The following is a 24478-nucleotide window of genomic DNA, read 5'->3' as shown; positions in this document are numbered from 1 at the left end:
CTTATTTGTCAAAGGAGACTTATATACATGAGTAAAATTAAAGTTGCTGTATTCGGCTGTGGAGCCATTGCCCAGCGTAGACATATTCCGGAGTACGCTGCCAATGAGAACGTAGAACTTGTCGCTTTTGCCGATCCGATCGTGGAGCGTGCGGAAGAAATGGCCGAAACTTACGGAGGTAAAGCTTACTCCAGTTACGAAGAATTGCTTGCTAATGAAACGGTGGATGCAGTCAGTGTGTGTACGCCGAACTATCTGCATGCGCCAATGGCGATTGCTGCTGCCAATGCAGGCAAGCATGTATTGGTTGAGAAACCAATGGCAGTATCCACTGAAGAAGGCGAGCAAATGATTGAAGCTGCCAAGAAAAATGGCGTGTATCTGATGGTTGGACACAACCAGCGTCTGATGCCTCCTCATGTCAAAGCAAAAGAAATTCTCGACTCCGGCAAACTTGGTAAAGTCCTGAATTTCCGTACATCATTTGGTCACCCGGGTCCGGAAGGATGGAGTGTGGACGGAGCGGATAGCTGGTTCTTCCGTAAAGAAGAAGCTATCATGGGCGCGATGGGTGACCTGGGCGTGCACAAATCAGACTTCATCCGTTACTTGCTGAATGATGAAGTATCTGAAGTGGCTGGTTTCATCAGCACACTGCACAAGGAAGGTACTCAAGTTGACGATAACGCAACTTGTTTGCTTCGTATGAAGAGCGGAGCGATCGGAACACTTGTAGCAAGCTGGACACAATACAGAGCTGGAGATAACAGTACAGTGCTGTGGTGCGAGAATGGCGTTATGAAGATCGGAACAGTGGAAGGCGATGAAGTTATCGTTGAGCTGACCAATGGTACAGTTGAGACGTACAAAGTTGGTGCCATGGCTACCAACGAGAAACAAGTGCCGAGTGGTGTAATTGACGCATTTGTAGAGTCCATTGTAACGAAAACACCTCCAGCGATTTCCGGGGAAGAGGGCTTACGTTCCCTGCAAGTGATCCTGGCAGCATTTGAATCCGAGAAAACAGGTCAGATCGTTAAACTTTAATCCATACGAATGACAGTGCAATTTCTAACATTCTATATGTCTTAATCCATGATATAAGGGACTTACCTTCAGAGATCTGTTCTGAGGTAAGTCCTTCTATATTTGTCTCCAACCGAGAGAGTGAAAGAGAACAGTATACAGTAATTGTGCAATAGGGTTTACAATATTGGATCGTTTTTTTTACACAACAGAAAAGGCTGATTATCCGCGCTATCGCGGATAATGAGCCTCTTAGAGTCATTATTTTAAAAATGATAGAATGTCTAGCTCTCTTTAGATGCCAGCAGGTACATCACTTCCCAGATCCAGCCATGCGATTTCAGCAGGAGTCAGCGTGATGCGGGACCCTTCGTCACAGGAGAGCAGTTCCGCCTGATTCTGAGCACCGATCAGGGCACAGGTTGGGAACGCCTGATTCAATACATAAGCGAGTGCAATCTGAATGGGTGATGTTTGCTTCGAATTAGCCAATTGTTCAGCCCGGCGTAACCGTTCCCAGTTGCCATCACTGTAGAATACACGCACCAGATCTTCGTTATCGCGAACTTCAGGTGTGAATCTTCCCGTGAAGAAACCACGCGCTTGGGAGGACCAGGATAGCAATGGCAGCTTGGTTTGCTCATGCCATGCTAGTGTCTCTGCATCTGCCGACACACAGCCTGCCCAGAAAGGTTCGTTTGCTTTGGCGAGACTGAGGTTCGGACTGCTGAATGTGAAGCCCTTCAAGCCATTTGCCGCAGCGTACGCATTGGCTTCCTCGAGACGTTGCCAGGTCCAGTTGGAGGCGCCAATTGCGCCGATTTTGCCGGAATCAATATGTTCGTTTAATGCTTCAAGAATAACACTGACAGGAGTGTTTGGATCATCCCGGTGCAACGCATACATCTCTACATGATCTGTCTGAAGACGCTCCAGACTTTCCATCAAGTCACTGCGGATGGCATCAGCGTTCACGCGTGGTCCATTCTGGTCATGATGTGCGCCTTTGGTAAGAATGACGATCTGGTCACGGTTACCGCGTTCCTTCATATAACGACCAAGGACTTCTTCACTCTGTCCACCACAATAGATATGCGCTGTATCGACAGTGTTACCGCCAATCGACAGAAAAGCATCCATGTTCGTAGCTGCTTTATCGTAAGCACTATGCACGAAATAATCGGTTCCTTTAATCAATCTGGAGACGCGTTTACCTGCACCAGCAATTTCGATATATTCCATAAGTCAGTTCATCCTCTCAATTATAGTGTAATTCGTGTACGTTCTTCCGCTGAACGAAGGCAAGCTTCCAGCACTTTCATATTAGCTACTGCATCGGAAGGGGCGAAGCGCAGATCCTTGCCTTGAAGTACGGCACGTGCCATATCATCTCCCTGCAGAGAGTAGTGGTTCACTTGCGGAACTTCAATCTCTTTGCGTTCACCGCCAGCCGTTACATAGAAGTTGGAACTGCGATCCTGACGACCGATAAAGGCCGATGGTACCTCAATGATGCCATCAGAGCCTAGAACTTCGAGCGTGTTGCGGAAGGCTGCCCACATGCTGCTGTCAAACGTCACACCAACGTGATTATCGAATTCCAGCAATCCGGAAGCCATCATATCGACCTGATCATGCTGTGGGGAGAACATGCCAATAACGGTAACTGCGTTTGGTTCCTGACCAAGTAGTAGACGTGCTACGCTGATGGAATAACATCCGATATCATACAGTGCACCTCCGCCCCACTCTTTCCGAAAGCGGACATTGCCGGATGCATTGGAGTTATTAAATGAAAATGTGCTGTGAATACCACGGATCTCACCGATCTCACCGCTGGCGATGATATCCCTGATCTGCTCATAACGTGGATGATGACGGTACATGAATGCTTCCGCGAGATGCACACCTGCATCTGCACAAGCTTGAACCATCTCCTGAGCTTCCTGCTCTGTCAGAGCCAGTGGTTTTTCGCACAAAATATGTTTGCCTGCTTCTGCAGCCCGGATCGTCCATTCCCGATGCAGATGATTCGGCAGTGGGATATATACGGCATCAATGGAATCGTCAGCGAGCAAAGCTTCATAACTGCCATAAGCCTTGTCGATCCCAAGTTGTTCGGCCGTTTGTTTGGCTTTATGTTCGTCTCGACTGGCAATCGCGGTTACTTCATTCAACTCGGATTGCTGCAATCCAGGAATGACGGATTCCACAGCAATGCTAGCGCTACCAAGAATGCCCCAACGCAATTTTTGAACTGAATTCATGTGTTGTATCCTCCTGTGTATAAATGTATATTGTGATTATAATGAATAGACCAATGAATTAAAATGATAATATATTGAATTTAGTTAACACAATATTGTTGATCAAGGAGAACCGGCTATGATGAGACAAACCGTATTGCTTACCCTGCAGGATATTCCATATTTTTGTTATCCCGAATCCGTTGGACACTATATGGATCATCCCCAGCATTCCGTATTACGGGAGGCAGGTGTGCTAAACAATTTTAATATTCACTATGTTGCTTCGGGCAAGGGATATGTGGAAGTGGACGGGGTAGAGCATGAACTTCGTGCAGGTCAGGCCGTACTTTATTTCCCGCAGCAGCGACAACATTATTATAGTAGTGAAGATGATCCATGGGATGTACGATGGGTTCATTTTTACGGTGAACGTCTGCATGATTATATGATTGAACGGGGGTTACATCGTAATCTGTTATGGACATTGCGGCAGCGCAGCTCTTGGGAAGAGGCTCATCTGGCCTTGCTGACTGAAGCGGAACAGAATACCATGCTGCGTCCGGCTCAGCTATCCACATTGACCTATTCCGTACTCGCCGAATTCGTGCAGCATGCGGTACCTTTAAAGAACACACGTACCACAAGTAAGGCGGAGAGTCGGGTACTTGCGCTTCTTCCACAGATGCAGCAAGAGGCCTGTCAACCTTTCCTGTTACAGGACTGGGCAGATCTTGCAGGTGTGAGTTCGTATTACTTTTGCAAGATGTTCAAGAGTGCTGTAGAGATGACGCCTATGGAGTTTATCACTCGTTCACGACTACAGATGGCGAAGCAATGGTTACTGGAACGACCTTCGGCCAACATTGGACAGATTGCAGAGGAAGCGGGATATCCCAATGCCAGTTATTTTAACCGCCAGTTTATGGCTCATGAGGGGATGACACCTACGGATTATCGCGGATTGTATCACAATTAACTCTTACCCTTTCGATGTTGTCAGCGCTTGAAGTGTAGTAGTTTGACAGAGAGCCCAATCAAGTCTATTATGGATAAATTAAATCCGTGTATAATGAGGTGCCCTCATGAAATATTCAAAAGCAACAAATTATGCTTTGCATACCATGCTTCATCTTGTAAGCACTGCCCCTGAGCAACTGGTTAGTGTTCACCAACTTGCAGAATTGCAGAAGGTATCACCAACCTACCTGTCTAAAATTTTGACCAAATTGGTTAAGGCGGGTATGATCGAATCCACATCCGGTGCCAATGGTGGTTATCGGCTTAGTCGTAAAAATCCTGATCCTTCTTTCCTGGAGATCATTCATGCGATTGAAGGTCAGGCATCCCTGTTCGAATGTTCCCAGAATCATAACGCAGGCTGTTTGATCCAGCAGGTAATGGTTCAGGCGGAAGAAGAGATGGAGAGTTTCCTGAACAATAAGAAAATGTCAGAACTCGCTTCCCAGATGAAAAGTTGGAGTGCACAGCAGTAGCTTGGGGCTGGAAGTGAGGCTTGAATTGATGGGATTAACTCGTCTACCATAGGTATATCCAGATCTTTCCTCAACCTCACAAGAGGTAAGGGAAGATTTTTTTGTATCGTTGTGCCTAATAGAAGTCGAATGGTACAATAAGGAAGGTATAGGTGCATACATAATTGATCCGATCTTATATCACATTTTACATCTCTGGAGGGACAACACATGAGCCAATCAACGATCACAGGACTGGAACAATTGCTTGCGCTGGAAAACATTCGGAACACCAAGGCGCGTTATTGCCGCTATATTGATACGAAACAATGGGACATCTTGGGTGATGTGTTTGCCCCCGATGCAGTGGCCGATTTCAGCACAGAAGGCAATCCAATTCCGGTATTAACAGGTCGCGACACCATCGTACAAGTATTCCGTGATCTGGTGGATGTTGCCGTAACCGTACATCATGTTCATAGCGCGGAAGTTGAATTTGTATCCGAGAATGAAGCGAAGGTTATCTCCCCAATGGAAGATTGGGTGACGTTCCCGGAGGGCAATGAGAACAAATCCTTCCACGGATTTGGGCACTACCACGAAACTTTTGTCAAAATCGACGGTCAGTGGTACATCAAACATACAAGTCTGAAACGTCTTCGTCTGGACCTGTTTGAATAGGATAATCAGTGTAGAAGAATAGAGAAGTCGATCAACCCAAAAACAGCCCCGAGTAGCGCAATGAATGCGCCCTTGGGGCTGTTTTTTTGGTTATTGGAGTAGAGTAGCTGACTTTAGATCCGACTAGTTGATTCTGTGACTTTCCGTGACTGCATTCTAAGATACACCTGAGAGAAAATAACGGATGCCAGTGCTACTACGGTCATACCCCAGAAAATATTGGTGTAAGCCGAGGAGAGTGGCAAGTTCTGCATAGCTGTTAATGCTACACCAGTAACTGCAACGCTGAAAGCACCGCTGAAGAACTGACTGAGTTGGAACAGTCCCATACCTGCGCCCACCTGATCCATGGTCAGGTTACCAGACAATTCATTGGACACGCTGGTGGTCAGGGATGAGAAACCAACGCTGAGCAGGACATACACAGCCATAATGGCGTAGATGTTATTGTCTGCAAATAAGGCGAACAAGCTGGCAGCGGCCAGGAGCAACCATGGTGCAAACTTCAGTAATAATGTATTGCCGTGGCGGTCAATCATTCGACCGATTCGATTGGACAACAGCATGGACACGACTGCGCCCGGGAAGATGACAAGTCCGGATTGAGCAGGGGTCAGTCCATATAGATGCGCCAAAATTTGCGGCAGCAGGAACAGCGTTGAGAAGTTATTGATATACGATACAATCCCCAGCGAGCTGAGCATCATATATTTTTTGTTTTTGAACAAAGCAGGCTGAACAAATGGATCTGCCGCGCGCCGAATTCGGAGCCAGAACAGAAGCAGTGCCGCTACACCGATAACAAGCGTGAACCACTGACGTGAAGTCAGGAATAACAATACACCGGTAGTACCGATCGCAAGAAGCACGGCACCCAGCAGGTCGAATGAACCTTTTTGCGGGGTTTCCCGAGGAAGCAGTTTAAAAAATACAGGAATCAAGAATAATGTTAGTCCCGTAACGATAAACAGATCATGCCATCCCAGAAATTGAGTAATGCTTCCTCCAATGACGGGACCGAGTCCAAGACCCAGTGAACTGGCGGACATGATGACAGCCATCGATTTACCCCGGCGATCATTGGGAATGTATCGTGTAATCAGTACAATGGCGAGACCCGGAACAGAAGCAGCACCCGCAGCCTGAATCAGACGTGCAATAAGCAAAATGATGAAATGATTACTGAAGAACCCGAGAACGGATGCTGCACCAAGTAACGTAAGCCCGGTTGTGAATAATGTACGAATGGGTATGAAATCCGATAGACGTGAGAACGTAATCGAGGAGATGGCAAATACAATGGAATACCCTGTAACAATCCATGAGGAAGCGACGGAAGTAAGCATGAATTCGGCTGCAATTTTGGGTAGCGCCAGATTAAACATCATTGTATTCATAACAACGAGTACAACGGTGAAGCCAAGCAAGCCTACAATTAATCTTTCCTGTATTCCGGTCCGTTCCCCTGATGATGCGGTTGCGGTGTTGTTCATAAAAACCTCCTAAAGTGATGTGTATTTCGCAACATTTCAGAAACGGTGTGTAACATTTGCAAAATGTAGTATGATGTCAATCCCGTGCCTAACAGCAGGGGTTACATAACGAAATCATTAAAGTTCGATTGGTGTCGAACATTAGAAATATATCATGGATCTGTGTTAGAATACAATGCATAGTCTGAAAAAAGGAGACTACCGTATGAAAATTTTACATCATCCACAGGTGTCGGATATTGAGCTTTCCTCCGTACTGTATGCGCTGAGTGACCCGACTCGCCTTGGGATTGTTGCGGAAGCAGCCAGAAGCGGGGAGCAGCCGTGTAGCCATTTTCATGCACCTGTTGTGAAGTCAACGATGTCACACCACATTCGAACTCTGCGGGAAGCAGGAGTTATTCGAGTCAGAGTGCAAGGCACCCAGCATTTTCTCACCCTGCGGTCCGATGATTTGGAACTGCGCTTTCCAGGACTCCTGCAACCATTATTGCAGGCCGCAGCTCAGTCGAGCACAGATCTTTCCTAAATGTTGTCCTTTCTTCAGGTCGAAGAGAGGACATTTTTATTTTCTGAAACACCTCTAATACTGCTGCGACATTCTGTGTCGTACCATGCCCTATATAATAACGGTGAACACACAAACCATATTGAAAAGAGGTTCACAACCATTGGCAAAAACCAAAAGAGGACGCGTCTTGTGGAGTCTTCCTTCCAGGGGCCGGGGAACATGCCCGGTATGTAGCAGTACCCGAATAAAATTGTTGTATACGCAAACAAAAACAGACGGTACAAGTCTGAAAGTATGCAAGAAATGCTCCAAAGCAGTGCAATCCAGAGTGGATAAGGCACACGTCTGACATATCAGGCCTGTTCTTCGGAACAGGCCATGTCTTTTGATATAATAAGTGAAATAGGATCGGAAAAGATCGGGGGCGGGAAGATGAGTAATATGCATCGGATTCACTGGTTTGACGAACAGATTCGGGGTGGACGTTTTCCGAATAGCAGCTGGCTTGCCCGTGAATTTGAAATCTCCCGTCGTCAGGCTCAGCGTGATATTGAATATATGGCAAGTTCCTTGCGAGCCCCTTTGGTGTATATGGCAAAATATCGGGGCTATTGTTATGAGGATCAGACTTTTCGATTGCCCCATTTGTATATGACAGAAGAAGAGCAACGTGTGTTGAAATATCTGGCGCATCGATATCGACATTACGATTATGATCAAGCAGACGCGGTGAAACGTGTAGCACATTTGCTGGAGCGTTTTACGTTGGAGGAACAACAGATGGGAAGTAGCGAGCTTCCGGTGTTTTCGGCGCAACCGAAGCAACTGCAATTCTTTGAATTATTGTCCCATGCCATAACTGACTTGCGCAGAGTACATATTCATTACAGGGATCATGATGGAGAACGGCAGTTTTCCTTGTGCCCATTAAAGATGATATCCCAGTTTAACGCCGATTACGTGGTGGGTTATGAAGCAGACCCCGTGCAGCAAGTGGCCATTCGATTGGAGGGTGTTGTCCATGTATCAATATCGGATGAGAGATTTGAGTATAGATCAGACGCCTTGCTAGGTGGATGGGAAGAATCATTGCCTGTGCGAAAACCGTTTGTAGCTGAGATTCGTTTGAAGGAAGTGCAGCAAATGGAGATGTGGCAGGGGTATCGTATTCGGGCAAGCCACGATCGGATTTATTCGGTTGAATTTTATGACACGGACGCTTTCTTGCAGCATTTGTTTATTAGCGAATGGGAAGAGCTTTTGTCTCCTGGGTGGCTTAGACGCAAGCTTCAGCAAAGCGCAGAAGTGTTGATCCACAGGCTTGGAACATAGAGTGAGTCTGTAAACAGGCAACAAACGAGCAGATGCAGAGCAAGCTGCTGTTTCTCGTAAATACATCAGGCAAACCACCATGGAGAGGAGCTTTTTCTTTGGCTGAAGTCGTGTTAAATAACCTCATCATGAAGCGGGAGTCCAAATCATACGTGGATAGTCTGCATGCGATACTAACCCATACGGGCCAGTTTCAAGGTTCCAAATATGTACTTGCCGGATATACAGGCATGGCTTTCAAGCTGGCGGTGCATCGCCGACTACTTCCCATGTCGGTTACAGCGTATGGACAATGGGGGGAAGCACATCGTCCCGGAGTTGATAACCTGGGGATATTCACGATCTGGGATGGGGGACGTACACGTCATTCCACGTTTGGTTATTACCAGCAGGATGCAGTGAATTGGGTGAGACGCAGTATTGATGAAGGTACTGGTGTGATCTACTGGATTCCTGAGTTCGGTGTTATTTCTGGATATGATGACCGTGACCGCATCTTTTATGTGCAAGACGGATGGAGCAAGGAACCGCAGATTTTGTTGTATGACAATTTCGGTTTAAACTTTACCGGATTTTGGTATTGTCAGGTATTTGGTGGTCAGGTCCGCATTTCTGAACAACAGATGCTGCTGGAATCCCTGCGACTGGCGATAGAGGATTGGGATATTCCCTATCGTCTGTTACCTGATCAGAATATTGCTTCAGGTAGAAAGGCATATGATGAGTGGGTGCTGGCTTTACGGAGTGGGGATTTTGATGAGTCGGGTGCGGGTTATATTTTGGAATCTTTCTGCCATTCGCGAACCGAAATAAGAATGTATCTGCAGGATGTTCGAGGGATATGGAACGAACTGGATCAGGCTTATACATGTTATGAACAGCTTGGGACGTTAATTGACCAAATGAAAGGATATATGGTTCAGCAGGAGAATAGACGTGTCTTGAGACCAGATATCACAGAAGATCTAGCACAGTTACTAGTGAAGGCGAAAGCACTGGAAGAGCAGGCTATTGATTATTTTCGATTGATATCCAGGAAGTATCCTGACCGTAAAAGGTCTACTATACCACGGTGGGGAGCACATTCAGCACGATAGGATGAGAGAGGAAGGGAGTGAAGGATGATGGCGACAAAAGTAGTATTGCAGGACTGGATTCGCTTCCCGCAAGCCCCAACCTCTGCTGATGCACACCTATCATGGAATGGTGTGGGTTCGTATACAGATGCGATGTACCGTATTTTATTGCACACACAGTGGATGGATTTCCCTCACCACATGATTGCAGGTATGACGGCAAGTGCATTCCGATTAGTGGTGGATCGGCGTCTGACCGCAGAATCAATCTCGGCATACAACTGGATGGCAGAGAACTTTGTGGCGGCTGATTTTCTTGGCGTAACTACGGGACAGCATGGTGGATTTTCATTTGAACCGACTTTTCCGCTCTATCAGAAGCAGGCCGTGCTGGACATCAAGGCGTCCATTGACCGGGGCGTAGGTGCGATTCTCTGGCATGATCAATTTGTCATTGCAGCCGGATATGATGATGCGGAGCAGGTGCTATTCATCTGTGAAAGTAAAGGCAATGAAATCATTCGTCTTTCTTATGATTCATTTGGCAGGAACATTACGCCATACTGGTACTATCAGGTGCTGGAATCTCATGAATCTGTGGATCTATGGGAAGTTTGCAAGGAATCATTAATTCAGGCCGTATACAAATGGGAAACCCATGACTACATGCTGCCCTCCCAGGATTATGCCTGTGGAGCGGCTGCGTATACGGTTATGGCTGCTACTTTGCAGGCTGGAGCATATGATACAGAACAAGCGGCGACTGTACTGCGCTATTATGCCAGATCAAGACTGGACATTGCCTCTTATGTTGCAGGGCTGGCGTACCTATCAGATCGGATGGTTCATGTCATGCATGAGTATGCATTGCTCGCAGAACTGTATTCGGAAATTGTTGATGTAGTTAATGATTCAATCTCATGGAATACGAAGGAACCGAAATGTGTGCAAAACGTGATTGAGCTTATCCGAGAGGCAGGAGTGACCGAACAACGTGCCATTGATGCCATTAAACGTGCCTTTCCAGAGACGATACACAATCGCTTTGATGACGTAGGTTTAAGATGAATGAAGCATGATAGCTAACATATTGAAAAGCTCAGCTGAATAAAACCGGAGAGGCGACAGCCGATCCGGTTTATTTGATTTGAACAGATGTGTAACATCAGTTCATGTGAACCCCGCAATAATCAATTTCACAAGAAAAAATAACCAAAATTTTAATTTTGGGGTAATCCAAACCCCCTATTGTTCCGAATATTATATTAGATGGTCTTTTTTGGATGATGATATTCAAGGATAACAGGGGGCGGGAGTATGGTACATAATCCGGAAACCATTCAGGAATGTATCGAACATGCACGGCAAAGGCTCTACCAGATTGCTGAGCAATATGCGGAACTGTGGCATCCGGAGGTTATTCGCCAATCCATGGTGCTGGATGAATTAATTAATGAATATAACAACGCTATTCGCGGCAGAAAAATCCCAAAACAACTGAAATAATGAGCTTATGGAGTGCACTTATACAACGAAGAAGAATCCCATGACGGGATTCCATGTGTTTGCCTTACTCTTTTACCGCCCCGAGCACAATTCCCTTAACGAAGAAACGCTGCAAGAACGGATACACGAGCAGAATCGGCAGAGCGCCAATAAAGATCTGAGCCGCATTCACCGTACGCTGAGACATGTTCTGAAGCTGTGTTGCATCCACGTTCATGTTGGAGAAATCCTGCTGTACGATTATGGTCTGCATTAACGTGGCGAGTGGATATTTGGAAGCATCATTCATATAGATCAGCCCGTCGAACCAGGAATTCCACTGACCTACCATGGTGAATAAAGAGATCGTCGCAATCGCGGGCATGGAGACTGGCAGATAGATTTTGAACAGGGTCGTGATATGATTGGCCCCATCGATGAATGCAGCTTCTTCCAGTTCTTTCGGTACGTTGCGGAAAAAGTTCATCATCAGAATCAGGTTCCAAACAGCGACCGCTCCCGGCAAAATGAGAGCCCACATCGTATTAATCAGTCCAAGCTTCTGAATCAAAATATAGGACGGAATTAATCCCCCGCTGAACAGCATCGTGAAGATGAAAAACCATGCATATAACGAGCGCCCCTTGAAGTGCAGACTCTCCTTGGATAATGGATAAGCCGTCAGGAAGACAAGTGTCATACTGAGCAGTGTGCCCAGAACCGTACGCTGGACTGAGATCCAGAGTGCACTGAGAAAGTTACTGTTACCAAATGTTTTGGTGTACGCGTCCACCGTAAAATCAATCGGCCAAAGTGTTACCAGATTGGCGGATGCTGCCGCCTTACCACTGAAGGAAACGGCCAGAATATGGACCAGCGGCAGGATGCACAGGATCGAGACGGCCGCGATGAATATCAGGTTAAAACCATTGAATATACGGTACCCGGTTGTTTTGTGATACACCTTGATTCCCCCTTAATGCATTATGCTAACCCTTTTAGAAAATACGATAATTGGCGATTTTGTACGCCATTCGGTACGCGGAGATGACCAGGAACATCGCGACAAATGATTTGAATAGTCCAACAGCGGTCGCAAAGCTCATTTTGCCATTCAGAATCCCCATCCGGTAGACAAAGGTATCAATAATATCGCCTTTCTCATACACCAGCGGATTGTACAGGTTAAAGATCTGGTCAAAACCTGCATTCAGGATATTGCCCAGTGATAACGTACCTACCACGATAATCATCGGCACAAGTGCAGGCAGGGTAATATGTAATGTCTGTCTGAGCCGCGTTGCTCCATCTACCTCAGAAGCCTCATACAATGCGGGATTAATGCCTGCAAGTGCTGCCAGAAATACAATCGTGCCGAATCCAAATTCCTTCCATACATCACTGACCACCACCGTTACACGGAACCAGTCGCCATCCCCCAGAAAGAAAATTGGTTCAACACCAGCCGCCGCCAGCACCTGGTTTACCAGTCCACCTTCCGGTGATAACATATCGAGCAGAATGCCGCCCAGGACTACCCAGGATAGGAAATGGGGCAGATACACCAAGGTCTGTGAGAAACGTTTGAACGTGGAGTTCCGAACCTCATTCAGTAAAATGGCAAATACAACAGGGGCGATAAGTCCGGCCACAATTTTCATTGAAGCGATCAGTACCGTGTTCCAGATGACCTGAACGCTGTCGGGATATTCGAACATGAACCGGAAGTTGTCCCAGCCCACCCATTTGGAGCCAGTGAACCCCAGCCAGGGTTTAAAATCCTGAAAAGCAATAATAATGCCGCCCATGGGCACATAGGCGAACAGCAATGTGAGCAGTACAGCAGGCAGCAGCATCAGATGCAGCGGCCACGTGCGTTTGAAATTCCAGCGGGTACGTTTGCGTGGATGAGGTGTCATTTTTCGTCCCGGCGTATGGGTTGTTAACGGTTGTTCGATAGCCATCAGGGTCCCTCCTTTATCTCGTCCAACCCTGAAAACATTAGGCGAGCAAGCCTCTGCACAGAGTGGAGCAACTGAATTATAGCAACGGAAAAGGGCGGACTATAGAACAACATTTCAATGCGGATGTTGAAATATTAACTTGTTAATGGAAACAGGGGATTACAAGTTGCAGGAAAGCGTGCGAATATAAAATCAACTAGAAATGTAAGGGTTTTCAATATAAAATAGGACTTCGGTATAGAAGGACTTTAAATTCAGGGACAGGGTGAAACGATGAAATTCACAGTATTTGCGAAGACGGTCATTCTCTTAATCTGCCTGCTCGTACCCATTCTGCTGCTCTATACGTACGCGAACCAGGCAAATGTGGATATGGTCGTCGAAGAGAAACAGCAATCGAGTCTGAACCAGTTCAATTATTTCAGTTCTCAGGTAGATAAAAATATCGAGCAGCTTTCGCTGTATGGCCTGACGTTGCTGCGAGATCCGAGTATTCTGCATTACCGCTACATGACGGACTCAACCAGCCAATATGAGAAAAACAGCATCTATCTGGATATTCTCGACAAATTATCGTTGTACCAGTCCACCAGCCGCTGGAAGAACGATATTACCATTGTGCTGCCGCAAGCGGAACTTGTGTTGTCCACCATGTCCAGCCGGACGGTTTACGATGAGAAGATGTTGACGTTCCCGCAACCTGGCCAATGGCAGCTGGAGAAGGGGAGTTTCACCTACTTTTTCACGGATAACTACGAGTGGAATGAAAAACCGGTGAACGCAGGCGTGCGAACGGTGATGGAGATTGATTTTGACCCGATGAACATCGTTGCCATGTTGGATGATTTTAAAGAAACGCAGGGCGGAGATCCTTTCTTGCTCGTACCAGGTAACGATCCGTTGCTGAACCGTACGGCAGACCCCGAACTGGTCGAAGCGATCATGCGAGATATCCCCTTTAACGGACCGGAGAGGGAAGGTAATCATCAGCTGGAGGTGGGCGACAAACAGTATCTGGTCAGTTACGTGCACTCCAAACAACTGCAAGCAGTGTACGTGAACCCGGTGGTATTGGATGATCTGCTGAACCCGATGGATAAGAGCCGAAATATGTTTATTACCTCCATTCTGTTATTGCTCGTGCTGAGTATCGGGGCTGCATTACTTTTGTATCGAAAAGTTCAGGTGCCCATCCATCGCTTGATGAGAGGGCTGCAACAGATTCGCAAAGGCCAGTTGTCCACGCGGATTCCAGTCGATCACTCCCGTGATGAATTCGCGTACCTGACCCAGAGCTTCAACCATATGGCGGAGCAGATTCAGGAATTGATCGAGAAAGTATATGAGGAACGTATCCGGTCACGGGAAGCCACACTGAAACATCTGCAATCACAGATCAATCCCCATTTCCTGTACAACTGCCTGTTTTATATCAAAAATATGACCCAGCTTGGCAACCGGGAAGCGGTGATTGCCATGTCGCTAAGTCTGGGAGATTACTATCGCTACATTACGCGGGGCGAGAATGACATGACGACAGTGGAGGAAGAGATCCGGCTATTAGACCATTATCTGTCCATCCAGCAGATGCGGACCAACCGGCTGACCTACGAGATTGCCGTACCACAGCACTTGATGCAGCTCCATATTCCGCGGCTGCTCATTCAACCCATCGTAGAAAATGCGGTGATCCACGGCATTGAGCCGATGGAGGGCAGTGGGCATGTCGTCGTAACGGGGATGGCGGTACCCGAACATATTGAGGGGCGGAAATATACAAGATATAGCCTGTTTGTAGACAATGACGGTGTCACGCTGACAGCGGAAGAGATTGCGGAATTGGAACGGGAGATCAATGAACCGATGGGCGAGGAGATTGGAACAGGCACGTGGAATGTGCACCAGCGTCTCGTTACGCGTTATGGGCTGTCGTCTGGTCTTCATTTTGGAGCGATTCCCTACGGTGGACTTAGTGTAGAAATTCGATGGTTTGAGGAGGAACAACCGCATGATGAATCTGATGGTCGTGGATGATGAACATTCCGCAGTAGAGTCGATCGCTGTCTCCATACCGTGGAGAGAACACGGGATTGGCCAGGTATTCAAAGCTTATTCAGTCAAAGAGGCACTGGAACATATGGCAACACATCAGGTCCATATTATTATCACGGATATCCGCATGCCGGGTATGTCCGGTCTGGATCTGGTCAGTCACATTCGGCAAAAGTGGGAACAGACCAAATGTATTATTTTATCGGGGCATGCTTCCTTCGATTATGCGAAGCAGGCGCTCAAACATGGGACAGTCAGTTACTTGCTCAAACCGGTCCGTGATGAGGAACTGATCGAATCCGTGCAGCAGGCCGCAGTGCAGATTCGCCTGGAAGGTGAGAAACAAATGCTGCATCAGCGGGCCATGTATTCGGTAAGGGAGCATCTGCCCGAGAAGCGGGCGGAGCTGATGAAGGATGTACTGTTAGGGCATAAATTTGCGGATGCTGAACTCGAAGGCAAGCTGAGGCAATTGGAGATCGGGTTCCGGCCACAGGATAAAATGCAACTGCTGCTCATCCGGTATGATGACCATCAACCCACACATAGAGCATTTCGACTGATGAAGTACGCCATCTCCAATGTGGTGGAAGAGATCTACGGCAGTACCTATCATCTCTGCCATACGGATGACGCCTATGATGATCTGGTCTTTATGGCCAGTCCCAAACAAATCCAAGCCGAACCGGAAATGCTAATGGGCCGACTTGGAGAACGGTTGCTTCACAGTGTGAGGCAGTATCTGAATGCGACCATTTCTCTGTCCGTTAGTCGTATGGGACGTTTTCCAGATCAGGTGCCTCAGCTATATCATCAAGCCGTCAGTGCACTTCGCAAGCAAGCCGATGTGGGCAAAGGATTACATCTGAATCCGGCAACGGGAACCAATGGAGCCACGTTGAAGTCACTTGCGGCGCTGTATGAACCGCCAGGTCTGACGGCGCTGCTGGAAGCGGGGCGCATGGAGGATGCACACCGCAAGATCGATCAGATCTTTGCTGAACTGTCGAACAGTGTGTTCCCGGAACATGTGTATGTGGCTTTTCATTATCTGGCGGCGGCTTTCTCCTATATGGCTCATCGGGAAGGAAGGCAGTTAGCCGAAGTGCTTGGCGAGCAGTACCAGCAGTTGCTCAAGGATGGTTATGGCATCTCACTGCGTAGTCTGGAAACGTGGACTCGGTCTGTGATGCAGCAGTGGGCTGAGAGCACTAGCGATGCGGGTCAGGATGCCGGATCAACGCTGATTCGGCAGGTGCAGCAATGGATTGATCATCATCTGGGCGAGGATCTGTCGTTGCAGGTCATTGCCGGAGAGGTGCATCTGCACCCGGTATATCTGTCCAAAATGTACAAACAATCCACAGGCGAAGGCATTAGTGATTACATTATCCGTTCCAGAATGGAACGTGCGGTTCATTTGCTTAAGCATACGGCGATGAAGATCTATGAAGTCGGTCAGGAAGTGGGGTACAACAACACGCCTTATTTCATTCAGGTGTTCCGCAAACATTATGGACTGACCCCGCAGGATTTTCGGAACGGTTAACAAATCGATATGAACATTGAAATTGTGATATATGTTTGCCTCCCCGGCTGCACTATCCTTTTCATGTAAGGTGCATTTGGCACATAAGGGTATCCAAGTTACCTGAGGAGGGGTTAGTTCATGTATAGAAAAATGATGACGGCATTACTCGCAATAACGATGGTTGCTGTAACGGCATGTAGTTCGGGGGCCAAGGAAGAACCGGCCAAGGAAGCTGCTGCACCACTTGCTCTGCAAGACGGGAAGTATGAACCTGCGGTACAGATGAGTTATCTACGAGCCTGGAATGATGATACGAAATTCAAGAATGGGGAAACCGCACAGAACAATGTGCATACGAAATGGGCCAAGGAACGACTCGGCATCGATCTGACCACACCGTGGGCTGTATCGGTAACGAATGATGCATTTTACACGAAATTGCGCCTGTCCCTGTCGGCTAACGAAGAACTGCCGGATATTGTATCCATTCGGGGAGACTACAATCTGGTGCGGGAATTAATTGAGTCCGGCAAATTTGCGAATGCAGGCGAGTTGTTTGACAAGTATGCTTCGGACACATGGAAACAGGCATCCGAATCGGCACCGGAAGAATGGTATCCGTACATGTATGAGGGCGAGCGTTACGGTATTCCAATCTTCGATTATGCCTACAATGGTGATTCGGTCATGTTTATCCGGGAAGACTGGCTGAAGAAGCTGGGACTGGAAGAACCGAAAACGATCGATGAGCTGGTTACGGTCATGGATGCTTTTACGAATCAGGACCCGGATGGGAACGGCAAGAAAGATACGTATGGTCTGACGGTGGGCATGAAAAATGCGCTGAATACCTGGATGACGGAATCCGGCTGGATCTTCGGCATGTACAACACGATGCCCGGACAGTGGAATGATGCTGGAGACGGAACACTGCAATATGGCTCCATTCAGCCAGGCGTGAAGGAAGGCCTCGCGACAATGAAGGATTGGTTGTCCAAAGGTTACCTACCCAAAGAAGCTGGCGTGTATGACGAGATCAAGGCAGCAGAACTGTTTACCGCAGGTAAAGCAGGCATTATCGTTGGACCACACTGGATGCCAAACTGGCCGATTGATGATGTGAGGAAAAATGTGGATGGTGCCACGTACAAAGCCATTGCATTACCTACTGGGCCAACAGGTGAGAGCCACCAACATGGATCTGGTGCAAGCAATGGCGTTGTGTTGATTAACAAAGACATGGCGAACCCGGAGATTTTCTTCACATATCAGAATTATCTGTTCGACAATTTTGCCAACCCGGAAGTAGGCAGCGAGTTCGAGCATGGCTTCGCGCAAGGATATGACTATGACATCGTGGATGGCAAAGTCGTTGGTGAAGCTGAAGTGAAGGATGGCGTATCACCACTCAAATATACGATTACGTATGATGGTGCCCGAATTCCGAATCTGATGATGGATACGCTGGCGGAACTTGCGAAGGGCAAAGAGCCAGAGACTCCTTTTGAGAAAAATACGAAGATTGCCAACAAACCTGAAGTATTTGCGGCCGCTGAAGTGGTCGTTGCGAATAAAGATAATGCGATCAAGAACAAATTCACGGGAGCTCCAACCGAGACGATGAAAATGAAGAAGGACGCAATCGACAAGCTGGAGAAGGATACGTTCAGCAAGATCATCTATGGCCAGGTGGGCATTGAGGAATTTGATGCGTTTGTGACGAAGTGGAAATCCATGGGCGGCGATGATATTACCGCCGAAGTGAATGAGTGGTATAAGACAGTTAATTAATATTCAAAGCAGGTTAGAACTGATGAATTCATCAGTCTAACCTGCTTTTTGGTATGTCTCAGATATATTATGACTCGCAGCGGACAAAGGTAACGTTTTTGCCTAAAATCACATTATCCACCTTCCATCCGGCATTTAACCAGGATAGCGCCTGTGTATGATTCATGGCATTATTCACCCACCATTGCTCGCGATTATAGGCTGTCGGGGGTAACTTAAATCCGAGAATTTCCTCAAGCTCTGCATATGTAAGGGTGATTGCAACCTGATTCAAATAGTTTTCCAAAGGGAAGTATTTGCTGTAGCTCATTTCGTCTGACCTCCTGAAAAGGAATATCATGATTATACAACGTGGGCATGATGATAGCGAGGGCATACCGAGAGCCTACATAGATGTGAAAGGCATCCGTAGATCTCTTTGACTAGGGCATGTCTTAAATACCACTTATGGTTATCTTTCACCACCTTTTCTCCCCCTGCTGCCTTATTGTTCCCCATGTACTTGAGAGAGTAAAATAATAGGTAGTATACGAACATCAATACGTATTTATAACAGAGATGCCCCGGATTGGTCCGGGATTCATAGAGGTTCAAGTTTGGTTGATGAACATCATTAGATGCATGGGAAGGCAGGAGATTCGATGAGTACACTTTATGACCAGGCAATGGAAGAGATGATGACGACAATTCATGAATGGTTTGATGAACAGGAACAGCGGGATGACTTGGAAAGTGTTGTGAAGCGAACTACGCTGCAAATGGGCATTTTCAATGATATTTTGCTGGATTATAGACCTGGACGGACTACAGTAGACAGTGTAGATCTGGGTTTGGATGATGGTCTGAAATCGAAGCAGGCAGGAGCCTTTACCGAGGAACAGGTTCGTAACGAGATTGGACCTAGGCTAGTAGAGGTTGTTCAGGGAAGACTGGACAAGCTGGCCGATTCCCCGTTGATTGACTATCGATTTACCTTCCGTGGTAAATTCCCTACAACAGAAGGAAAGCTGCAACTGACTTTGCTGGAATATATCAATGAAGAGAAAAAGCAGCAGTTGCTTGAGCGTATTCATACATACATTGATCAGAAGCTGGAGAATGGTGCATATCCAACAAAGCCGTTAGAATCCTTTTTTTTGACGCGTCATCTGCTTGACCCTAAACTGTTTCCTGAACTGGATGTGGCATGGATTCTCAGGCAGTATGACCGGATTCAAGAGTTGAATCAGGGTCGCCCGGAGGCGCTTGTCGAACATCGGGGTGATATTACTCGTGCGTTGAAGGCATGGGCGGAGAGTCAGTTCTTGCCACAGTATTATGATGTGCAGTCTTCTGCATATCGTACCAATGAATATTCGCTTAAGCCAGGAGCGACGTTGGAATGGGATGTTGAATCACAGGCAGACCAATCGTCGGATAAGAAGCAGAAGGCGCAAGTAGCCGGGACTCAACCGATAGATCTACTGTTATACGCGGCGGTGATGATTCTACGATTTGAGCCGAATTATAGCAAAGCCGAAGGTCAGACTTACCTGGAACTCGCGAAGCAACTCGGCAGCAGACGTGCGGCACTGATGATGACGGAAGGCAGCGGGACGTATGCGAAAGAGGATATTCATGTGAAAACGGAAGAAGTGGAATGCAAAGCAAATGATGTATTCGCTCTGATGACCATTCACATTCGGAAGGAAGAGCCTGGTGCCTATCAGCAGGCACTTACCTTTATCACTCATTTGTTGAAGCAGGGCTTTCCAAAAAGTTATAAGATCAAGCTCAAGTCCAGTGTAAAACAATATTTGCCGATCAAAGGACTCGCCAAGTCGGATACGCACCGATTCTTTGCCAATGCATTGAAGTACCCGGGGCTATATCCACTCCTGGAAGAGTATGCGCGTGAGGCTATCCAGGAGTTTGAGTTTTACGAGGATACCGAGGGAGAGAAAAATGGTATGCCAGGCAGTTATGCAACCTTTGGACTTGGTCTTGTGGATGAGCGGTATTTCCCGCTGATTGAATATTACATGGGCGAAGTGGATGATGAGCATCAGTTAATTCAGGATAAGTTCATTGCGGCATTTGTGGAACAACAGGGTGTAACGGCTCAGTCCATACCTGCGTTAGTCGCCAGCTTGCGTCGTTCAACGGATAGTCTGAAGCTGAAGATTCAGCCTGAGCTGGAGAATGATGAAATACTCGAACGGTTGGTTAGGCAGATTCAAGGACTTGAGCATTACGAAGTGGAACGTGTACTTTACCCAATCTTCGGCAAGGTGGAGAAGCTCACAACGCTCGCTCGCAAAGCGGAAGGAAGACGGAAGGAATTATTGCTGAAACTGTTGCAGGCCGCAGGCAAATAAAAATGTAAACAGGGCAAGGAAGATTGTACTGGGCCAGACAGTGGAGCATTTTAGCGAATTGAAAGTGCATTAGGAGAGGCGGGGGAAGTTGTGGAAGCTTTGAGTCGAGACATGTGGCAGGAGTTGAATGCACAGGACAAAGAGGCTTGGATGCGTAAGCTGATTCATCAGTTACCGGAAGGTATGGTATATGAGGGTCTCGAGACATTTGAACGTTTCGGTCAGCGAATCCAGACAGGTGTGTTTACGCATGAAGAGGAGAGGTTTGTATTTGTGCCTGGGAACCGCATAACCCTCGGCTGGGATCGTTGGCAATATGGAATGAACGAAGAGACCTCAGCCGACCTGCATGAAACGGTCAGTGAGTATGGTGTGGAGGACGTGGATTCGTTTCTGGCGAGTCAGATGTCACCTGTCAGAACGGTTAACATTGCGCCCATGCTCGTGGAATGTGAGAACATTTCGCTGGGCTGGATTGAAGTGTCCGAGGAGGAAGCCTTCGCGCAGGAAGATTCTGATTTTCCGGCAGCACTGGAGCAGTTTAAACAGTCGGAGATCCGTGAATATGAATTGCATCAACAATTCCGTCTGATTCGCCAAAGTGAAGATGAAGTGCGAATCCTGTGGTTCAACGAGGGAATAGAACTGGAAGACGTCGTGAGAGAGGAAGCAGCGGCGGGCTTTGGTCTGCTGACTGAAGACGAATGGGAGTATATCTATGGTGGCGGTTGTCGCACGTTATTCCCTTGGGGAGACAGCTTCGACTATACGATGAGATTGAGGCATTTTGGAAGTGTGGAAGGCATGGATGAAACTGTGGATGGATCGGCAGAGACGGCCTCTTCACGAGTTGAAGAAAAGGATGATCGTGCTTATGATCTGGAACTGCCGAATTTCTTTGGCATAAAGTTTGCTGGTGATCCCTACAAATATGAGCTTACGCTCGATTCGGCTGGGGATGTGATGCCCAAAGGCGGAGACGGCGGGAGTCTGATATGTGGTGGTACAGGGCCTCTGGTTGGTTTCTTGCCTGCTGCTGCGGTCTATTATCGAGACGTTAATGCCAGTGAACTCGACTGGGAGGATCTCATGGATGCGATGGTGTATCGCAGGGTTGTTCGTTTAACGGAGTTGGTACTTTAATTATGATGAAACGTATCTATCAAGCTGTTGCTCCATATACGGATGAGGAAATTCAGATCATCATGGAGCGGCAGTTGTTGGAAGAGTTATTATATCTGCCCTTATCCGTTGGCATGTTTCATCAGGACTGGAGGGTCGCACAGAATATATGTCTTCGGGTGGCAGATCATCCGAATGCCAATGTCAGAGCCAGTGCAGTCATGGGTTTGGCTCATACGGCACGTACCAAAGGAAAATTAGAAAAACGGCTAGTAAAGCCTGTTGTGCTGAAGGAACTTAGGGAGAATAGTGCATTTAGGGGAACTATCCTAGACGCCATCGAAGATATCAATATGTTCATGAATTGGAGACTAGGGAGAAAGCATTTGGAGAAAGGAGAGCACGATGTTTAAAAGATATTTCCTCACATACATTGCGACACATAAAGGGCAAGGATAAAATACACATCAAATCAGCCCCAGCTCATAGAGTGGGACCAAAATGATGTGTGTTTATATTCCCTATTTCGATCTAAGGATCGCGCATCAATTATTTCACTTTTTGTACGGATACCGCCATTTGCTCCAGTTGAGTGTGAGTCAATTGGTTATTCGGTGAGCTGAGGGTTACATAACGATCATCCAGCTTGAACGTGAGCATATCCGTTTGGTCTGGTGTATACCATTTGGCGGATATGCCATTAGGCAGTTTAACCGTTTTGCCATCATAGCTGAACGAGTAGTCTTTAGGAGATACCGTGACATTCATGCGATTAAAAACAAAGTTTACACCATCGCCGCCTGCACCTACGCTTTTGAACGTGTCTCCGGCAACCATATGTTGTGGGGCATAAGCTGTTGTAAACCCGTCAAACTTCGCAAATGCTTTGCGAATGTTATCCAATTGTTGCTTGCTGTAGTTCACATCTGCGAATGCAGTGATCCCTTGATCATTGTTGCTGTTAGATTTTTGAACAGAGACAGCGACTTGTTGCAACTGAGCTTGACTCAACTTATGATCCGGCGAGCTAAGGGTAACGTAGCGATCATCCAGTTGGAACGTGAGCATGCCCGTTTGGTCTGGTGTGTACCATTTGGCGATAACGCCATTGGACAGTTTCACGTCTTTGCTCGTATAACCGTCCGAATAATCTCTTGGAGATACATCCACTTTCATATGGTTGAAAACAAAGCTGACGCCGTCGCCACCTGCCCCTACACTTTTAAACGTGTCACCTGCAATCATCTGCTGAGGAGCATAAGCTGTCTCGAACCCATCGAATTGTGCAAAAGCCTTTTGAATTGCCTCTTTTTGTGCTGCGCTATACGTTACATTCGTCAAGGCCGAAGGATTGCTCGTGGCTTGGCCGATAATGACCTGACCTTTTTTGCCGTCATAGGATACAGGCACATGCAGCGCATCGGCAAGCGCACGTACAGGCAGATAAGTAGAGTTGTTATAGGTAATTGGAGCCAGTTTTTTGCCATTGCCATCGGTTGGTGAGTAAGCCGCGCCATCTACATTGAAGCTGATTCCATGGTTAAGGTATGCCGAGATCTTCTCCAGCTGCGTTCCGGCAAATACGCCCGTTGCTCCTGTTAATGTCATGCCCAGTACCATCATCGTTGCTACGGATTTCTTCATGTTTTTTTTCATCATATATCTCTCCTTCAAGTTGGGGTTTGGTTTAATTTAATGGGCTCGCTGTCCCTTATGGCTTTATATTAAACCCCGAACATATCCAGAATAATTCTGAATTATCTCCAACTTGTAAACATGTGTGTAGAGACGGAGGATGTAGAACGAAAACGGAAGCTGCTAGGCATGTTTGAACGTATTCTTTGCTGAATTGAAACATTCTAGTTGAAGAGATAGAGGACTAGTCCGCCAAAACCAAGTACAATCGCACCAACGTATACATAGGAAAGTTTACTGAGGTTTTGCTTTGTGCGTCGATCATATTCGGGGTTGCTGGTCTGATTGGCTTTGGAATTACCGATAATCAGGGTAGCAATACCCCCAAACAAGGCGATACCGACAATTAAAACATAAGGCAACCAGGTCATGAATGGACCTCCTTCGCGAATAAGTTGATATGTCTTCATTGTACTTCAGGATAACCTTTGATGTAAGCTTTAATTGAGAAATATAGGGAAATAAAGTATCTGTCTTACAGTATGTAGGTAGTCTTGGAACGGAAAGATCACTATAATTTTAGTTTTTTTTAATTCAAAAAAACCTTGATACATCAGGCATCTACAGCTTTCTTCACTGAAGGCTGTAATTTTTTTTGCCCACAGAGTGATCCAGAATAGAAAACCCTGCGTTACACCCTA

The 24478-nt window shown here is 46.9% G+C and carries 24 protein-coding genes; 16 read left to right on the top strand and 8 right to left on the bottom strand.

Annotation, left to right across the window (positions count from 1 at the left end):
- Positions 1–27: 27 nt before the first annotated feature.
- A complete protein-coding gene (locus tag MKY85_RS25970; RefSeq protein WP_342571112.1) occupies positions 28–1047 on the top strand; it encodes a Gfo/Idh/MocA family oxidoreductase in 1020 nt (339 codons plus the stop codon).
- A 273-nt stretch (positions 1048–1320) separates the two neighbouring features.
- On the opposite strand, the gene MKY85_RS25965 is transcribed toward MKY85_RS25970, so the two are convergent.
- Both MKY85_RS25965 and MKY85_RS25960 read right to left on the bottom strand, forming a co-directional pair.
- Positions 1321–2268, bottom strand: coding sequence for an aldo/keto reductase (locus tag MKY85_RS25965; protein ID WP_342571110.1), 948 nt, complete (start codon positions 2266–2268; stop codon positions 1321–1323).
- Between the two features lie 20 nt (positions 2269–2288).
- Positions 2289–3293: a Gfo/Idh/MocA family oxidoreductase gene (locus MKY85_RS25960; RefSeq protein WP_253441067.1), complete on the bottom strand. Its 1005-nt coding sequence runs from the start codon at positions 3291–3293 to the stop codon at positions 2289–2291.
- 118 nt (positions 3294–3411) lie between these two features.
- Between MKY85_RS25960 and MKY85_RS25955 the strand changes: the two genes are divergently transcribed.
- The 3 genes from MKY85_RS25955 (at position 3412) to MKY85_RS25945 (ending at position 5428) form a co-directional block, all read left to right on the top strand.
- Positions 3412–4251, top strand: a complete 840-nt coding sequence (locus MKY85_RS25955) for a helix-turn-helix domain-containing protein (RefSeq protein ID WP_253441065.1) — start codon at positions 3412–3414, stop codon at positions 4249–4251.
- 106 nt (positions 4252–4357) lie between these two features.
- Entirely contained in the window at positions 4358–4768 is a 411-nt protein-coding gene (locus tag MKY85_RS25950) for an Rrf2 family transcriptional regulator (protein WP_091019160.1), read from the top strand.
- 210 nt (positions 4769–4978) lie between these two features.
- On the top strand, positions 4979–5428 hold the full coding sequence (locus MKY85_RS25945) for a nuclear transport factor 2 family protein (protein WP_339237911.1): 450 nt from the start codon (positions 4979–4981) through the stop codon (positions 5426–5428).
- A 113-nt stretch (positions 5429–5541) separates the two neighbouring features.
- Here MKY85_RS25945 and MKY85_RS25940 read toward each other — a convergent pair whose 3' ends face one another.
- On the bottom strand, positions 5542–6921 hold the full coding sequence (locus tag MKY85_RS25940; RefSeq protein ID WP_342571107.1) for an MFS transporter: 1380 nt from the start codon (positions 6919–6921) through the stop codon (positions 5542–5544).
- 205 nt (positions 6922–7126) lie between these two features.
- Between MKY85_RS25940 and MKY85_RS25935 the strand changes: the two genes are divergently transcribed.
- The 6 genes from MKY85_RS25935 (at position 7127) to MKY85_RS25910 (ending at position 11346) form a co-directional block, all read left to right on the top strand.
- On the top strand, positions 7127–7450 hold the full coding sequence (locus MKY85_RS25935) for a helix-turn-helix transcriptional regulator (protein ID WP_342571105.1): 324 nt from the start codon (positions 7127–7129) through the stop codon (positions 7448–7450).
- 142 nt (positions 7451–7592) lie between these two features.
- A complete protein-coding gene (locus MKY85_RS25930; RefSeq protein WP_076253532.1) occupies positions 7593–7781 on the top strand; it encodes a hypothetical protein in 189 nt (62 codons plus the stop codon).
- Between the two features lie 83 nt (positions 7782–7864).
- On the top strand, positions 7865–8764 hold the full coding sequence (locus tag MKY85_RS25925) for a WYL domain-containing protein (protein WP_339257509.1): 900 nt from the start codon (positions 7865–7867) through the stop codon (positions 8762–8764).
- Between the two features lie 98 nt (positions 8765–8862).
- Positions 8863–9861: a C39 family peptidase gene (locus MKY85_RS25920; protein ID WP_253441057.1), complete on the top strand. Its 999-nt coding sequence runs from the start codon at positions 8863–8865 to the stop codon at positions 9859–9861.
- Positions 9862–9885: 24 nt separating this feature from the next.
- Entirely contained in the window at positions 9886–10908 is a 1023-nt protein-coding gene (locus tag MKY85_RS25915; protein WP_342571104.1) for a hypothetical protein, read from the top strand.
- Positions 10909–11157: 249 nt separating this feature from the next.
- Positions 11158–11346 (top strand): aspartyl-phosphate phosphatase Spo0E family protein, encoded by a 189-nt coding sequence (locus MKY85_RS25910; protein ID WP_342571103.1) that lies wholly within the window; start codon positions 11158–11160, stop codon positions 11344–11346.
- A gap of 64 nt (positions 11347–11410) precedes the next feature.
- Here the strand turns inward: MKY85_RS25910 and MKY85_RS25905 are convergent, their stop codons facing one another.
- Entirely contained in the window at positions 11411–12289 is an 879-nt protein-coding gene (locus tag MKY85_RS25905; protein ID WP_017692164.1) for a carbohydrate ABC transporter permease, read from the bottom strand.
- A 34-nt stretch (positions 12290–12323) separates the two neighbouring features.
- Positions 12324–13244, bottom strand: a complete 921-nt coding sequence (locus MKY85_RS25900; protein WP_124118238.1) for an ABC transporter permease subunit — start codon at positions 13242–13244, stop codon at positions 12324–12326.
- A 318-nt stretch (positions 13245–13562) separates the two neighbouring features.
- On the opposite strand from MKY85_RS25900, the gene MKY85_RS25895 reads away from it, so the two are divergent.
- The 3 genes from MKY85_RS25895 to MKY85_RS25885 all read left to right on the top strand — a co-directional run bounded on the left by MKY85_RS25895 (position 13563) and on the right by MKY85_RS25885 (position 18663).
- Positions 13563–15323, top strand: a complete 1761-nt coding sequence (locus tag MKY85_RS25895) for a histidine kinase (RefSeq protein WP_339237901.1) — start codon at positions 13563–13565, stop codon at positions 15321–15323.
- A complete protein-coding gene (locus tag MKY85_RS25890; RefSeq protein WP_342571102.1) occupies positions 15298–16890 on the top strand; it encodes a response regulator in 1593 nt (530 codons plus the stop codon). Before MKY85_RS25895 ends, MKY85_RS25890 begins: the two co-directional genes overlap by 26 nt.
- 120 nt (positions 16891–17010) lie before the next feature.
- A complete protein-coding gene (locus tag MKY85_RS25885; protein WP_342571101.1) occupies positions 17011–18663 on the top strand; it encodes an extracellular solute-binding protein in 1653 nt (550 codons plus the stop codon).
- A 67-nt stretch (positions 18664–18730) separates the two neighbouring features.
- Here the strand turns inward: MKY85_RS25885 and MKY85_RS25880 are convergent, their stop codons facing one another.
- The gene (locus MKY85_RS25880) at positions 18731–18973 is read right to left on the bottom strand and encodes a hypothetical protein (protein ID WP_339237895.1); all 243 of its coding nucleotides are present in this window, start codon (positions 18971–18973) and stop codon (positions 18731–18733) included.
- Positions 18974–19304: 331 nt separating this feature from the next.
- Between MKY85_RS25880 and MKY85_RS25875 the strand changes: the two genes are divergently transcribed.
- The 3 genes from MKY85_RS25875 to MKY85_RS25865 all read left to right on the top strand — a co-directional run bounded on the left by MKY85_RS25875 (position 19305) and on the right by MKY85_RS25865 (position 22555).
- Positions 19305–21020, top strand: coding sequence for a DUF6138 family protein (locus MKY85_RS25875; RefSeq protein ID WP_342571100.1), 1716 nt, complete (start codon positions 19305–19307; stop codon positions 21018–21020).
- Between the two features lie 90 nt (positions 21021–21110).
- Positions 21111–22163: a hypothetical protein gene (locus MKY85_RS25870; protein WP_342571099.1), complete on the top strand. Its 1053-nt coding sequence runs from the start codon at positions 21111–21113 to the stop codon at positions 22161–22163.
- Positions 22164–22165: 2 nt separating this feature from the next.
- Positions 22166–22555 carry a hypothetical protein gene (locus MKY85_RS25865; protein WP_339257492.1) on the top strand — a complete coding sequence of 130 codons (390 nt, stop codon included), beginning with the start codon at positions 22166–22168 and terminating at the stop codon, positions 22553–22555.
- Positions 22556–22691: 136 nt separating this feature from the next.
- Here the strand turns inward: MKY85_RS25865 and MKY85_RS25860 are convergent, their stop codons facing one another.
- Both MKY85_RS25860 and MKY85_RS25855 read right to left on the bottom strand, forming a co-directional pair.
- Positions 22692–23801, bottom strand: a complete 1110-nt coding sequence (locus MKY85_RS25860; RefSeq protein ID WP_342571098.1) for a hypothetical protein — start codon at positions 23799–23801, stop codon at positions 22692–22694.
- Positions 23802–24001: 200 nt separating this feature from the next.
- Positions 24002–24208: a hypothetical protein gene (locus tag MKY85_RS25855; protein WP_091019193.1), complete on the bottom strand. Its 207-nt coding sequence runs from the start codon at positions 24206–24208 to the stop codon at positions 24002–24004.
- Between the last annotated feature and the right edge of the window lie 270 nt (positions 24209–24478).

The sequence above is a fragment of the Paenibacillus sp. FSL R5-0749 genome, from assembly GCF_038595085.1.
In the GTDB taxonomy this organism is placed as follows: domain Bacteria; phylum Bacillota; class Bacilli; order Paenibacillales; family Paenibacillaceae; genus Paenibacillus.
Note: the sequence above shows the minus strand (reverse complement) of the source record. Positions and strands in the feature narration are given on the sequence as shown.